Source organism: Cohnella abietis, assembly GCF_004295585.1.
GTDB lineage: Bacteria > Bacillota > Bacilli > Paenibacillales > Paenibacillaceae > Cohnella > Cohnella abietis.
This window is the reverse complement of sequence record NZ_AP019400.1, coordinates 5009522-5022585: the sequence shown is the minus strand read 5'-3', so window position 1 is coordinate 5022585 and position 13064 is coordinate 5009522. Positions and strand designations below refer to the sequence as shown.

Here is a 13064-nt window from a genome sequence, read left to right as displayed (position 1 = left end):
TGCTGGCAAAGGTCTGTAAGTGTTTCTTAACAGCTTGTTCACACATTGTCCACACCCTATTGTGGATAACTAATTAGCTTGTCCATGCAGTTGAGGACATGCTATGATGCCTTCACAAACCTCATATAAATATTGGAAAGGGTGTGTGGGTAATGTTACCGCTTCTACCTGATGAACTGCTGTTGGATGCTTATTGTAGTGCCAAACGTATGCAATTAGAAAGAGAATTCGTACACCTGCTTCGTTCAGAAATAAAGCGTAGAAAGCTTTCCGTTCCGGAAGATCGGGTAATCTAGATATGCCAAGCCGTAATTTCAGCAGTGAACGGGAGATGGCAATGGGAACACCGAACGGCATGCTGGCAAATGGCTTCATTTTTGCCGGCGATAGCGTCCTGGACAACGAGCAGTGCGGGTTCGTAGGGGGAATAAGGACCGCTCCAGTCGCTCGAACAACCTTCGTCTTCGGCCGGGGAACCGCAGTCAGGACAAGAAACCTCTAGGAGGGTCAGAGCATTGCAGATAGGACATATCAAAAAGGGCATCCTCCTTAGGAACCGGCTTAATCATTCCGGTGTACCTAATTAGGATGCCCTTTGAGCTTTGTTATAATTTCATATTGCTGCTATGTCCTGGAGATAGCTTAGCGTCTGGATCAACATACACTTTAGCGTTATTGATAGCTGTAGGCGCTTCTCCGAAGCCAACGGCAATGAGCTTGAGTTTTCCGGGATATGTTGTAATATCTCCAGCAGCGAAAATGCCAGGGATATTCGTTTCCATACGTGAATCGACGATGATTGAGCCACCTTCTATATGAAGCCCCCATTCCGCGATAGGACCGAGGGAGCTGACGAATCCGAAATTGATAATTACGGCATCAACATCATAATCCGTTGTTACGCCAGTTTTTACATCAGTTAATGTTACTTGCTGTATGGAGCCTTCTCCATGCAACGCAGTAATCTCAGTTGGAGTTATAACCTTTACTTTGGAATTCATTAGAAGCTCTACGCTATGCTCATGCGCCCTAAACTTATCTCGGCGATGGACTAGCATAACTTGCTCCGCTATGGGCTCAAGCATTAACGCCCAATCCAGTGCGGAATCACCGCCACCGCTTATAATAACCTTCTGACCCCTATAGCGTTCTAAGTCGCTAACGAAATAGTGAAGATTGGTTTTCTCATATTGAGCAGCTTCAGGTAATTCTAGCCTCCGTGGCTGGAATGCACCAACCCCTGCGGTAATGATTACGGAATGTGCATGATGAACATGCTTGTCGGTTACAATCTCAAAGAGGCGATCATCTAGCTTGCTGACCTTCACTACTTTTTCTTCCAAGTACAGGTTAGATTTAAAGTGATCCATCTGTACCTTCAAATTGTTAACGAGCTCCTGTGCAGTAACTTTAGGGAACCCAGCAACATCATATATATATTTCTCGGGGTAGAGAGCGGCTAATTGACCGCCAAGTTGTGGCATACTTTCTATAAGACTAACTGACATCTGTCGCATACCACCATAGAAGGCTGCGAACATCCCAGCGGGACCACCGCCAATGATGGCTACGTCTACAACAGCTTCATTGCTTTGATTCACAAGCTTACACCTCCAAACTTCCAGATAGCTTAACGTATTAATTATAATCATCTGTTAGAGGCATGAAAAGGATTTTGTAAAGATGTACAAAGATATTCGTGAAAAAGAACCTTGAAAATTGTTGGAAAAGCCGATATATTAATTCGTAGAGTTCCGTTAAAGCGACTTAACGATGAACATTGTGTAATTTTTCACAAACTAAACACACAAAAGGATTGGATGGGATCATCAATGAGCAGTATTCCGAAGATTGTTATCCTTGGAGCAGGCTATGGCGGTGTGCTAACTTCGCTTCGACTGCAAAAGGAATTAAATTATAACGAAGCGGATGTAACATTAGTCAATAAACATGACTACCATTACATTACAACGCATCTGCACATGCCAGCTGCAGGTACGGACAACCCAGAAAATGCACGGGTTAACATCTCTAAACTGATTGATGAATTCAAAATTGATTTCGTTAAATCAACAGTAGTACAAATTCGTCCTCAAGATCGTAAGGTAATTCTTGAAGATGGTACGCTTTCTTATGATTATCTGATCATTGGCTTAGGCGGCGAGCCTGAAACATTCGGTATTCCCGGACTTGGCGAGCATGCGATGAACATTCGCAGTATTAACTCCGTTCGTTTGATTCGTGAGCACATTGAATATCAATTCGCTCGCTTTAAGCGTGAGCCCCACCGGACAGATTATTTAACCTTTATCGTTGGTGGCGCAGGCTTTACGGGTATTGAGTTTATCGGAGAATTAGCAGATCGTATCCCTGAGCTGTGCAAGCAGTTCGACGTAGATACTTCTCTTGTAAAAATCATCAACATTGAAGCTGCTCCTACAGCATTGCCAGGATTTGATCCTGAGCTTGTTGAATATGCGATGGATGTGTTGCAGAAGAAAGGTGTTACATTCCGTATTGGTACTGCCATTAAAGAATGTACTCCGGACGGTGTAGTTGTTGGAGAAGGCGAAGAAATCAAATCTCAAACTGTCATCTGGACAGGTGGAGTTCGTGGAAATCGTCTGATTGAGGAAGCTGGATTTGAAACAATGAGAGGCCGTGTGAAGGTAGATGAATTCCTACGCGCACCAGGTCACGAGAATGTCTACATCTTGGGAGATAACTCACTCGTGTTTAACCCAGAAGGTCGTCCTTACCCGCCAACAGCCCAAATGGCTATGCAACAAGGCGTAAATTGCGCTCACAACTTGGTTGCTTCAATCCGTAACCAGCCATTGAAAACTTACACTTACGTTAGCAAAGGTACTGTTGCATCCCTTGGTAAAGGCGAAGCAATTGGTGTAGCTTTCGGCAAAAAATATAAAGGTCGGTTCGCTGCTTGGCTTAAGAAAGCCATTGACCTTCGTTATTTGTTCATCATTGGTGGTATTCCACTCGTGCTGCGTAAAGGCAAATTCCTGTAATGAGACACTGCAGCGTGCAAGTGCGGGGCCTGTTAAAGCGAGATGAACTGGACCGATACAATGCGCTGATGGAAGTGGGCTCTTATCTAGAATCGCAAACAAGATATGATCTTGTTGCTATTGTCCAAGCAGAAGTGGACCTGCTCATTCAACCCGGAATTGAACGGTTGAAGGAAAAAGGCCGTGAACGAGATCGAATGACACAACAATATTTGGAAGAAAAACGCCGTGCAGAGTGGGAAGCACAAATGCTTGCGCTGGAAGACGACGAGTAGTACTTCATAAGAAACCGAATTCGGAACTCCTTTTATATAAGGGGGGCTGGATTCGGTTTTTTTATTCATGTTACAGCTATGCTATACTCGGACTATAGAACCGCTTTCTGAAAGGAACAAGGCAAACAAAACCTTATGTGAGGGAGAGATCGTGTTGTCCGGACGCATCGAGAAGGATTCATTGGGGAGCAAAGAAGTGCCGGCTACGGCTTATTACGGAATTCAGACTCTTAGAGCCATCGAGAATTTTCCGATCACGGGTGTACCCGTACATCCCGGGCTCGTCATTGCCCTAGCACATGTCAAGAAAGCCGCAGTTCAAGCTAATATGGAGCTGAGGAGACTGCCGCATCAAATTGGACAAGCAATTGTACAAGCGGCCGAGGAAGTGGCACAGGGACAATGGATTGATCAATTTATTGTCGATTCCATTCAAGGCGGAGCAGGAACGTCCATTAACATGAATATGAACGAAGTACTCGCGAATCGGGCTTTGGAAATTATGGGGCATGACAAAGGTGATTATTTCAACTGTAGTCCAAACAATCACGTCAACATGTCACAATCCACCAACGATGCAATACCGACAGCGTTAAGAATAGCAGCACATTTGTTAACGGATCAGCTACTTGTCACAATGCGAGAAGTGCAAACAGGCTTCAAGAACAAACAAGTGGAGTTTGATGATGTAATCAAAATGGGGAGAACGCATCTGCAAGATGCTGTTCCCATCAGAATGGGGCAGGAATTTGGTGCATACGCCAAAGTATTGGAGCGTGATATTGGCCGAATTTCCCGTGCAGCCGAAGGCTTGCTCTCTGTAAACATGGGAGCAACAGCGGTAGGAACCGGATTAAATGCTACAGTTGAATATATTCATCTAGTTGTCGATCACATGGCCAGGGATCTCCAAATTCCGATTCATTCTGCGGAGGATTTGGTTGACGCTACCCAGAATACGGATGCTTATACGGAGCTATCTGCATCTCTTAAGGTATGTGCTGTCAATTTATCAAAAATCTGCAACGATATTCGGATGATGGCTTCTGGTCCTCATGTAGGGCTTAATGAAATCAAGTTACCTTCAAGACAGCCAGGCTCATCGATTATGCCAGGTAAGGTTAACCCCGTTATGGCAGAGGTTGTGAACCAGGTTGCTTTTCAGGTGATTGGCAATGATCATACGATTTGTATGGCCTCGGAAGCGGGTCAGTTCGAGCTAAATGTGATGGGTCCGGTTATCGCCTTTAATTTATTGCAATCACTTCAGGTGATGCAGCGTGCACTAGATGTCTTTAATCGGTTTGCCCTGGAAGGGATGGAGGCCAATCGGGTTAGATGCCAAGAGTACGTTAATCGGAGCTTTGGAATTGTAACTGCCTTGAATCCCCACCTTGGGTATGATGTTGCTGCTCAGCTTGTGAAAGAGGCGATGGCAACAGGAATGACTATTAAGGAGCTTATATTGGAAAAGGGTCTGTTAACACCGGAGGAAATGGATGAAATCCTCGATCCCGTGCAAATGACTACTCCCGGTATTGCTGGAGAAAGACTACTAAAGGATCAGCCCTGAGCATAGAAAAGGGGCGGCCCATGAAGGTCTGAGATGACCAAAAGGGCAGCCCCAATAATAGTGAATGCACCGACGGTTGGGGAGGACTGGCCATGAACAAAGAAGATCAGGTCATGATGGGTTTCAGGGAATTATATAATAAGTTAGTTTGGATTAACAAAGATAAGATGGAAGATAGTCTTAAAGGTCATAAGTCTTCTGAAGTACATTGCATCGAATACATTGAAAAAAATGTAGATTCCAACGTGACAAAGCTTGCGGAGTCCTTTTATATGACACGTGGTGCTATAAGCAAAATGACTAAGAAGCTCATGGAAAAAGGCCTCATTGAAAGCTACCAGAAGTCGGATAACAAGAAAGAAATCTATTTTAGGCTTACTGAGCAAGGGAAAAAAATTTATAAAATCCATGAGGATCTACACAAAGAGTTTCAAGAGCGGGATAAACCCATATTTGAGCAGGTAACCGAGGAACAATTCGACAGTATTCTTATTTTTGTGGAAAAGTATAGTAGGCATTTGGATGCAGAAATAAAAAAACAAGGTCTAGATATGAAGTCGGAAAAAATGTTATTTGAATAATCAATATGTAATTATAGGCAGCCCAACTCTATTGAGAAAGGCTGTTTTTTTATTGCTTCAATTTTGTTGACAAGGAAACAAAATGGCAGTACGATAATTATGTTTCCAAGGAATCAAAATTACAACTTTAGAGGAGAGAACTTAAATGTCCATATTTACATCTAACAATGAACAGAATGCAGAACAAGCCGTAGATAAGCACGCGTTAATATTCGGTCTTATCTCTGTGTTTCTTTGCGGAATAGGCTTCAGTATTATAGCACCTGTCGTCCCATTCTTAGTGCAGCCTTATATAAGCAATCCGGGAAATCAAGCTATTGTTGTAACGCTGCTAACCTCTGTTTATGCATTCTGTGTGTTTTTTGCGGCTCCCATAATTGGAGCTTTGAGCGACAGATATGGCCGTCGTCCATTGCTCTTAGTATGCCTTTTGGGTTCCGCGATCGGTTATTTCGTTTTTGGGATAGGTGGAGCTCTGTGGATACTATTTGCTGGGCGTATCATAGAGGGGGTAACAGGAGGTAGTATAGGTACGATCTTCGCCTATTTTGCAGACATCATTCCTCCAGAACAGAGAACCAAATACTTTGGATGGGTGAGTGCGGTTGTAGGTGTAGGCAGTGTCATTGGTCCAACGCTAGGCGGAGTACTCGCCAAGTTTGGTTATGCTGTACCTATGTATTTTGGGGCAGTCATAACGTTATTGAATGTTGTCTATGGATATTTCTTTATGCCTGAGAGCCTTGCTAAGAATAATAGATTGAAAAAGATTACCTTTATTAGACTGAATCCATTTTCGCAGCTTGCAAACCTACTTTCTATGAAAAACCTAAACAGGCTACTTATCTCAGCATTTTTACTTTGGATACCGAACGGATCTTTACAGTCCGTTTTTTCACAATTTACAATGGACACTTTCAATTGGAAGCCAGTATTAATTGGACTTATGTTTTCAATTATGGGCGTCCAAGACATCATTTCACAAGGTTTCATAATGCCGAAGCTTTTGAAAAAATTTAATGATAAGCAGATCTCAATTCTAGGAATGGTTTCAGAGATTATAGGCTACAGCTTTATTGCTCTATCTGCTTTGTTCTCATTCTATCCTCTTCTTATCGCTGGAATGTTTATATTTGGTTTTGGGGATTCAATCTTTGGGCCTTCATTTAATGGGATGCTCTCCAAGTCAGTCGATTCTAGTGAACAAGGAAGGGTTCAAGGAGGGAGCCAATCTATTCAGGCTTTAGCAAGAATGATTGGGCCTATTATTGGAGGTCAAATCTATGTATCACTTGGTCATGCCGCACCTGCTTTTATGGGCATGATTCTTATAGCAGTGGCAATACCAGTTTTATATAAGAGAACGCATGTAAGTATGTAAATACCAAGTGGATTTTAGGGGTCTTAAATACCACTAAATGTAAATATTCATTAAGAATTCATTAAGATTCAAGCCGAAGATACAATTTATAATTGTAATTGATAGTTATTTTTTTAGGTCTAGTAGAAACTAAATTATTTACAAAATGCAGATTTACGTGGGGAAAGAATAGGGAGGTCTTGTATGATCTTTTCCCCAATATACCGAAGGAAGCGTGAATCGTTCATTCTATTTATAAGGAGTGGGACTTATCGTGTTAATAAGAAAAAGCTTGATAATGAAACTGGTTTCATTCGTTGTAATGGCAGCTGTCGTGTTATCCACTTTTAATTTTGCGGGTTCACTCACTGTCGTTCATGCAGCAGGTACGGCTCCAGCGCTGTCCACTGTCAATCCTGTGGCTATAAGCAACGGCAACAAGACCGTTACGCTGACATTTGATCAGCCTATCGCATTATCAGCAGATGCACCAAATGTACCTGTCCTAATCAAACGGTCGGGTATGGGTTCATTTGTGAAGTCAGATTTCTTAGGTTTGAGTGTTACTGGCGATGCCCCTACTACGAAGTTGCAAATTTCGTTCGACACGCCGCTGACCGGAACAGATAATCAAATTAGAGTGCAGGCGGGTACAGTGGTAAATGCGGATGCCTCCCAAGCTAATGCGGTGATCACAATTGGCAATATCACATTAGGTGACGTAACGCCGCCTACGTATTTGAGCCAAGTGATTAGTTCGGACGGCAACAAGGTGACATTAACGTTTGACGAGCCTATTTTTAACAATCCGGGTCAACCATTGGATGCTCAACTTTACTACAACGATGCTCCAATCGTTTTAGCAGCTGAAAATCCTATTGTCGTTAATGGCAACACGATCGTAATCACCTTAGCCGCCACTTTTTCTGAAGGAAGCTATGATCTCTATCTCTCAAACGTCCAGGATCAATCTGGAAACTTATCGGTTAATGATAATAAGGGTCTTTATGTTCCGATCTATAACTATCCCCATGCTCCGATATTATCTCTTGATGAACCCATAACCTTTGCAGGTTCCGAATATCATGTTATTGGATTACAATTTGACCAACAGATCGCGAACAATCTAGCTAGCGATGCCGCATTGAAAACAGCGATTACGATCTCAACAGATGACGGCAGCCATTATAGTCCGTTGGGTGTCAATGATAGGGTATACGTCGATAATAAAAAGAATGAACCTTCATACCTCATCATATACGTTCTTCCTGGTAAGCAGAGGCTGGGAACGTATAAAGTGAAAGTAGCTTCAGGCGCCCTCAAAAGTTTAAGTGGCGTTGCAATGGCTTCGGATAATATAACTCCTTCGTTCACATTAGACGACGCAACTCTGCCGATGCTGGTAGACGCAACTGCTGTTAACACTAGCGATAACGGCATAATCGTAACAACTGTGACGTTGAACTTTAGCAAAGTCATTCGTGACGATACAGGTGGGTCATTAAAGGATTGGATTATGCTAAACAGAAGCACTAGTAATCCGAGCTATGACTCGCTGGGTGCTTTAGATACAGCTGAATTAGACACAACAGGGTTAAAGCTCATAATCACACTGTATAATCCGCTTAAAGGTAACCAGAACCAGATATTTATTCTTGGAGGCGCTTTTAAGTATGACGACATCTTTTTGCCTGGAATGATAACCAATCCCCTTTCCGTAGCCCCCACGGCTGACACTGCTCCGCCACAATTGAAAAGCTATGCTATCGATAATCAGAACCACGATATCACCTTTGTTTTTGATGAAAATATTATTAATGCTACAACGGATGCTACGACGTTAAAAGAAGCAGTCAACTTAGTGTCTGGCTACAATATTGAGCCTGATAACGCTCATCCATTTGCTGCATTAGGCACCAACGATACAGTAACGATTAGCGGCAATAAGCTCGTCATTCACTTGGCCTCGGCGTTAACGGAATTGAGCAACTATGTCCGTATTGCCGGAAGTACGCTCAAAGATGCGAGCGGTAATGTGGTCGCTAATGACATTATTACGGAAGAAATTCAACCGAAAGATTTTCTCGCACCTAAGTTAATTAACGCTACATCTGATAACAAATTGATTGCATCTAAGTATGTTTATGCTTTAGAAATGGAATTCGATAAAAATCTTATAGATAATACAATAGATGCACATGGTATATCCCATCTTAAGGAAAAGTTTTCCTATTCAATCGACCAAGGGAATACGTACTTGCCATTAGGCCCAGATGATTCAGTAGTAGCAGCAGGTGGCAATATAATTGGCGTTTCGATTCACACTCCGCTTAGCGGGTGGGTGTTCTTTAAGCTAGATGCAGGCGCCATAAAAGATGACAACGGCAATGTACTGAACTCGTCTGTTACGCTAAGGCAGCTAGCGCCGGTTATCATTCTTTCAACCAATCTTTATAGCAATGTGCCGAGCGAATTGAATTTTTTGGACAATCCGGATTGGACAAACAAAATTCAGAAGATCGAAGTTGCTCAAGTGATTAACACTCCCGAGAAAGAATATCCAATATTAACCACGTTGACCGAGGCAGACTATACCATTACTTCAGGAAAAATATCGGTCAAAAAAGGAATTTTTAAAAATAACAACGATTACAGAATTACCATTTTCTCCCTTGGGTATGAAGAACAATATTTCGAAAGCAGAGCGATCGTGTCTACAGAAGCGTATTACATCGCTCCGATTGTTGTAGAGAGAACGAATGGCATTACAGCAAAAGTATCGATATTAAACACCGGTACGGACGAAAAATCTGCGACTGTCATCTTCCAACTGAAAAAAGGTGATACCGCTGTGAGCTACGTTCCTATGAGCTTATCAAATTTTAATAGTGGCACATACACCGTCAATTTTAATGTTCTGGACCCTGGCAATCCCGATTACAAAGTGTATGCCTATGTCGTGAGCGATTATAGTAATGATCCCGCGAACGTCGGAATCAATCTGTCAACTGAAAAGTCGCAATTGGAATTTGAATTATGGTTTTTGACTAGATATTAACACGTAATAACAGCCGAATCCGTCGCATTCCGGCGGATTCGGTAATCAAGAAAGCGAGGGATGAGTCAATGAAGCTGAATAAGCTTAGTTTAGTTTTACTGTTTGCCATATGCTTGACGATTGTACCCCTAACGGCTAATGCCGCCGAATCTGTAACAATCACGGGAACAACAACCCATCATCCCGGCGATTCCATTACAATTTCGGGCGAATCGGAATTTTCCCAAGTCATCATTAAGGTGCTTCGTCCCAGCAATAGCAATGTGTTGTTCTTCGATGTAGCTAAGGTGACTGCCGGAAAATATTCCAGTACGTTTACACTTGGTAGCAGTGAGCCAGCAGGAATCTATACTGTTGTAGCAGGACAATCGAGCACCGTCGCTACTACGACTTTTACAGTCACGGCAAATGAAAAGGTCGATCCTGGTGGCAGCTTTGGCGGTGGAGGCCCTATTACTGGAACGGTAACGCCTCCGGCGGTAACGAGGTCGGGTGCTATCTTTGTTGATACCAGCAAAAATGTGACCAAGGAAGTGAAGGCAGCTGACGGAACGGTTACAACGACCGTTTCGCAGGACGCTGGAACGCTTGCAGCAGCATTCAAGCAACTAGCCGATCAGACGGGCAGTGACAAAGCCACAGTGGTCGTTATCAAAATTGACAACAAGGCAGGCCCCGTCAAAGTTGATTTGCCAGCTTCCACACTTAAGGATGCAAGCATTAGAACGCCGAATGCGCTCCTTTCCATCGAGACGAACAGTGGTAGCTATTCGTTCCCGCTAAGTATTTTCGACTTTGATTCGATTTCCAAAAAAATGGGTGTAAGCATCAATGACCTCATTGTCCATTTTGAAATTTCACCCGTGTCTTCTGATATCAATGCGCTAATTCAAGCAAGTGCGGAGAAAGAGGGAGGCAAGCAGTTAGGTAGTGCTGTTTCTTTTACGATAACAGTCGGCAGCAATGGAAATAATGTCGAATTGAATGACTTCGGAGCGACCTATGTAGCTAGGACGATCCTTCTGCCACAGGCTGTGGATTTGAAGCATAGTACAGGTGTACTTTATGATCCCCTGACAGGCAAACTCTCATTTGTACCGTCCGTATTCGGTGCTCCGAATGCGAACGGCACGGTTGAAGCCCGCTTAATGAGAAACGGAAACAGTATTTACAGCGCTGTTACGATGAACAAGTCATTCGATGATATCAGCAAGCATTGGGCTAGAGCAGATATCGAGCTTTTGGCTAACAAATTAATTGTCAAAGGTGTTTCGGATACTAAATTTGCTCCAGAAAGCAGTGTTACCCGCGCTGAATTTGCGACTATGTTGGTTCATGCATTAGGTTTAACCTCTGATGCAGCTTCAGCAACCTTCAAAGACATAAAATCAAGCGATTGGTTTGCAGGCTCTGTAGGCGCTGCTGTTAAAGCTAACCTAGTTACTGGCTTTAGTGACAACAGCTTCAAACCGAATGCTAACATTACGAGAGAGCAAATGGCGGTTATGGTTTCAAAAGCTATCAGCGCAGCTGGTAAGACAGCCCCTGCATCTGCTGCATCAAACGATGCCTTGGCTAAATTCAATGACAAAGCCTCTATCAGCAGTTGGGCGCAAGCGGCAGTCTCACAATCTGTTGAAGCAAAAATCATTACCGGCGCAACAGAAAAGACCTTTGTGCCATCTGCTAATGCAAGCCGTGCTCAAGCAGTTACGATGATGAAGCGATTGCTGCAATATGTAAATTTCATTAATTAGATCACTAAACAAACAAAGAATACCGTCCACATGAGGGATGGTATTCTTTGTTTGTTTTGCACATGATTAATAGTTCGAAAATGCGACTACTCCCCTTGAAGTAAACGAGCAAGTGTAGTTCTAGTTAACAGGTTGCCCACGTAAAATGCACCGAACTCACCATAACGTGCGCTTACTTCATCGAAACGCATTTCATAAACGAGCTTCTTGAACTGCAACGCATCGTCTGCGAACAAAGTGACGCCCCACTCCCAGTCATCAAACCCTACCGAGCCGGAAATAACCTGTTTTACTTTACCCGCATATCCACGACCGATCATGCCATGGCTTCTCATCAATGTTTTGCGTTCTTCCATCGGAAGCATATACCAGTTATCCTCTAAATCACGCTTCTTGTTCATTGGATAGAAGCATATATGATTGCTTTTAGGAAGTGTTGGCTTTAACCGAGCGACGATTTCCGGTACCTGCAATGGATCAACTCCAGGAGGCGTCATATAATTACTGAGCTCTACGACACTTACATAGGAATATTCTTTACGGGTGAAGCGTGCGAACGCAGAGCGATTAAAGTCATTCTCAATCGCGTTCAACTCCTCCAAGGTTTCCCGAAGATGCATAAATATAAGATCAGCCTTCTGCCCCACAATGGAATACAAAGCTAAGCTTCCCTCTTTACGTTCTTCAACCGCTTGCCAATCTGCGACTAGTCTGAGTAAATCATTCAAAGCGGTATTTTTCTCCGCTGGAGTTGCATCATTCCAAGCTTGCCAATCGATACTGCGCAAATCATGCAATACAAACCAACCATCTAATGTTTGTGCCGCCTCGCTCATCGTTTCATCTCTCCTTAGTCCATTATGCTTTTCCCATTGTAGCCCAATCGAAGGGGAGGGGCAAACTGTTGGTCGTTAGCCAGACATTTAAATTAACCGCTAACTACATTTTGTTCACATCCCATTCACACCCTGCTCGTTGACTGCTAAGAAGCCAAATTGTAAACTAATATAGAGTACCTAAATGCATATCTAATCAATTGATACAAACGTGTGCCTCTGTCCTAAGGACAATGAAGCCGTTTTACTTGGAGGGAAAAAGGAATGAGTGGAATACTTGGTGGAATAATGTTCGGTGTAATCGGCTCTTTGCTGTGCTTGGTTCTTTTTTTCGGCATTGGCTTTATATTGAACATGCTAATTAAAACAACATGGTTCCCCTTATGGTTATTCTTTATCGTTGTCGTACCGCTCGGTATATGGCAGCTGTGGCAAAGTGATCTAAATGTCACTGAAAATATTCAATCGATGCTTGTCTCGGACATGATTCTCATTGTGGCTGGTGCTGTTGGTGCTTATTTGAGTGGCTGGGCTATTCGAGCATTACGTCGCGGTGGCTATAAAATGTTCTAAAGTAAGTGATGCAGTGCATGGTCAG

11 protein-coding genes are annotated in these 13064 nt (G+C 43.1%); 8 read left to right on the top strand and 3 right to left on the bottom strand.

Translation table 11 applies throughout. From position 1 onward, the window contains the following. Nucleotides 1-69: 69 nt before the first annotated feature. Nucleotides 70-375 carry a hypothetical protein gene (locus KCTCHS21_RS32170; protein ID WP_269472726.1) on the bottom strand — a complete coding sequence of 102 codons (306 nt, stop codon included), beginning with the start codon at nt 373-375 and terminating at the stop codon, nt 70-72. A 230-nt stretch (nt 376-605) separates the two neighbouring features. Next, nucleotides 606-1601, bottom strand: coding sequence for an NAD(P)/FAD-dependent oxidoreductase (locus KCTCHS21_RS22085; protein WP_269472725.1), 996 nt, complete (start codon nt 1599-1601; stop codon nt 606-608). A 231-nt stretch (nt 1602-1832) separates the two neighbouring features. On the opposite strand from KCTCHS21_RS22085, the gene KCTCHS21_RS22080 reads away from it, so the two are divergent. The 7 genes from KCTCHS21_RS22080 (at nt 1833) to KCTCHS21_RS22050 (ending at nt 11630) form a co-directional block, all read left to right on the top strand. Then, nucleotides 1833-3026: an NAD(P)/FAD-dependent oxidoreductase gene (locus KCTCHS21_RS22080; RefSeq protein ID WP_130613478.1), complete on the top strand. Its 1194-nt coding sequence runs from the start codon at nt 1833-1835 to the stop codon at nt 3024-3026. Beyond that, the gene (locus KCTCHS21_RS22075; protein ID WP_130613476.1) at nt 3026-3301 is read left to right on the top strand and encodes a hypothetical protein; all 276 of its coding nucleotides are present in this window, start codon (nt 3026-3028) and stop codon (nt 3299-3301) included. Before KCTCHS21_RS22080 ends, KCTCHS21_RS22075 begins: the two co-directional genes overlap by 1 nt. Nucleotides 3302-3455: 154 nt before the next feature. Then, nucleotides 3456-4874 (top strand): aspartate ammonia-lyase, encoded by a 1419-nt coding sequence (gene aspA, locus KCTCHS21_RS22070; protein ID WP_232057919.1) that lies wholly within the window; start codon nt 3456-3458, stop codon nt 4872-4874. A gap of 92 nt (nt 4875-4966) precedes the next feature. Beyond that, entirely contained in the window at nt 4967-5455 is a 489-nt protein-coding gene (locus KCTCHS21_RS22065; RefSeq protein ID WP_130613472.1) for a MarR family transcriptional regulator, read from the top strand. Nucleotides 5456-5600: 145 nt separating this feature from the next. After that, nucleotides 5601-6836 (top strand): MFS transporter, encoded by a 1236-nt coding sequence (locus KCTCHS21_RS22060; RefSeq protein ID WP_130613470.1) that lies wholly within the window; start codon nt 5601-5603, stop codon nt 6834-6836. A gap of 277 nt (nt 6837-7113) precedes the next feature. Then, complete coding sequence (locus KCTCHS21_RS22055) at nt 7114-9873, top strand: hemoblobin-interacting domain-containing protein (protein WP_130613468.1); 2760 nt, start codon at nt 7114-7116, stop codon at nt 9871-9873. A 68-nt stretch (nt 9874-9941) separates the two neighbouring features. After that, entirely contained in the window at nt 9942-11630 is a 1689-nt protein-coding gene (locus KCTCHS21_RS22050; RefSeq protein WP_130613466.1) for an S-layer homology domain-containing protein, read from the top strand. 86 nt (nt 11631-11716) lie between these two features. Here KCTCHS21_RS22050 and hemQ read toward each other — a convergent pair whose 3' ends face one another. Then, nucleotides 11717-12466 carry a hydrogen peroxide-dependent heme synthase gene (gene hemQ / locus KCTCHS21_RS22045; RefSeq protein WP_130613464.1) on the bottom strand — a complete coding sequence of 250 codons (750 nt, stop codon included), beginning with the start codon at nt 12464-12466 and terminating at the stop codon, nt 11717-11719. 264 nt (nt 12467-12730) lie between these two features. Between hemQ and KCTCHS21_RS22040 the strand changes: the two genes are divergently transcribed. Then, nucleotides 12731-13039 (top strand): YuiB family protein, encoded by a 309-nt coding sequence (locus KCTCHS21_RS22040; protein WP_130613462.1) that lies wholly within the window; start codon nt 12731-12733, stop codon nt 13037-13039. The last annotated feature ends 25 nt before the right edge of the window (nt 13040-13064 follow it).

Coding starts and splice junctions, on each gene's coding strand:
- KCTCHS21_RS32170 (WP_269472726.1), bottom strand. CDS start 375: ATGAAGCCATTTGCCAGCATGCCGTTCGGTGTTCCCATTGCCATCTCC.
- KCTCHS21_RS22080 (WP_130613478.1), top strand. CDS start 1,833: ATGAGCAGTATTCCGAAGATTGTTATCCTTGGAGCAGGCTATGGCGGT.
- KCTCHS21_RS22075 (WP_130613476.1), top strand. CDS start 3,026: ATGAGACACTGCAGCGTGCAAGTGCGGGGCCTGTTAAAGCGAGATGAA.
- KCTCHS21_RS22065 (WP_130613472.1), top strand. CDS start 4,967: ATGAACAAAGAAGATCAGGTCATGATGGGTTTCAGGGAATTATATAAT.
- KCTCHS21_RS22060 (WP_130613470.1), top strand. CDS start 5,601: ATGTCCATATTTACATCTAACAATGAACAGAATGCAGAACAAGCCGTA.
- KCTCHS21_RS22055 (WP_130613468.1), top strand. CDS start 7,114: ATGAAACTGGTTTCATTCGTTGTAATGGCAGCTGTCGTGTTATCCACT.
- KCTCHS21_RS22050 (WP_130613466.1), top strand. CDS start 9,942: ATGAAGCTGAATAAGCTTAGTTTAGTTTTACTGTTTGCCATATGCTTG.
- hemQ (WP_130613464.1), bottom strand. CDS start 12,466: ATGAGCGAGGCGGCACAAACATTAGATGGTTGGTTTGTATTGCATGAT.
- KCTCHS21_RS22040 (WP_130613462.1), top strand. CDS start 12,731: ATGAGTGGAATACTTGGTGGAATAATGTTCGGTGTAATCGGCTCTTTG.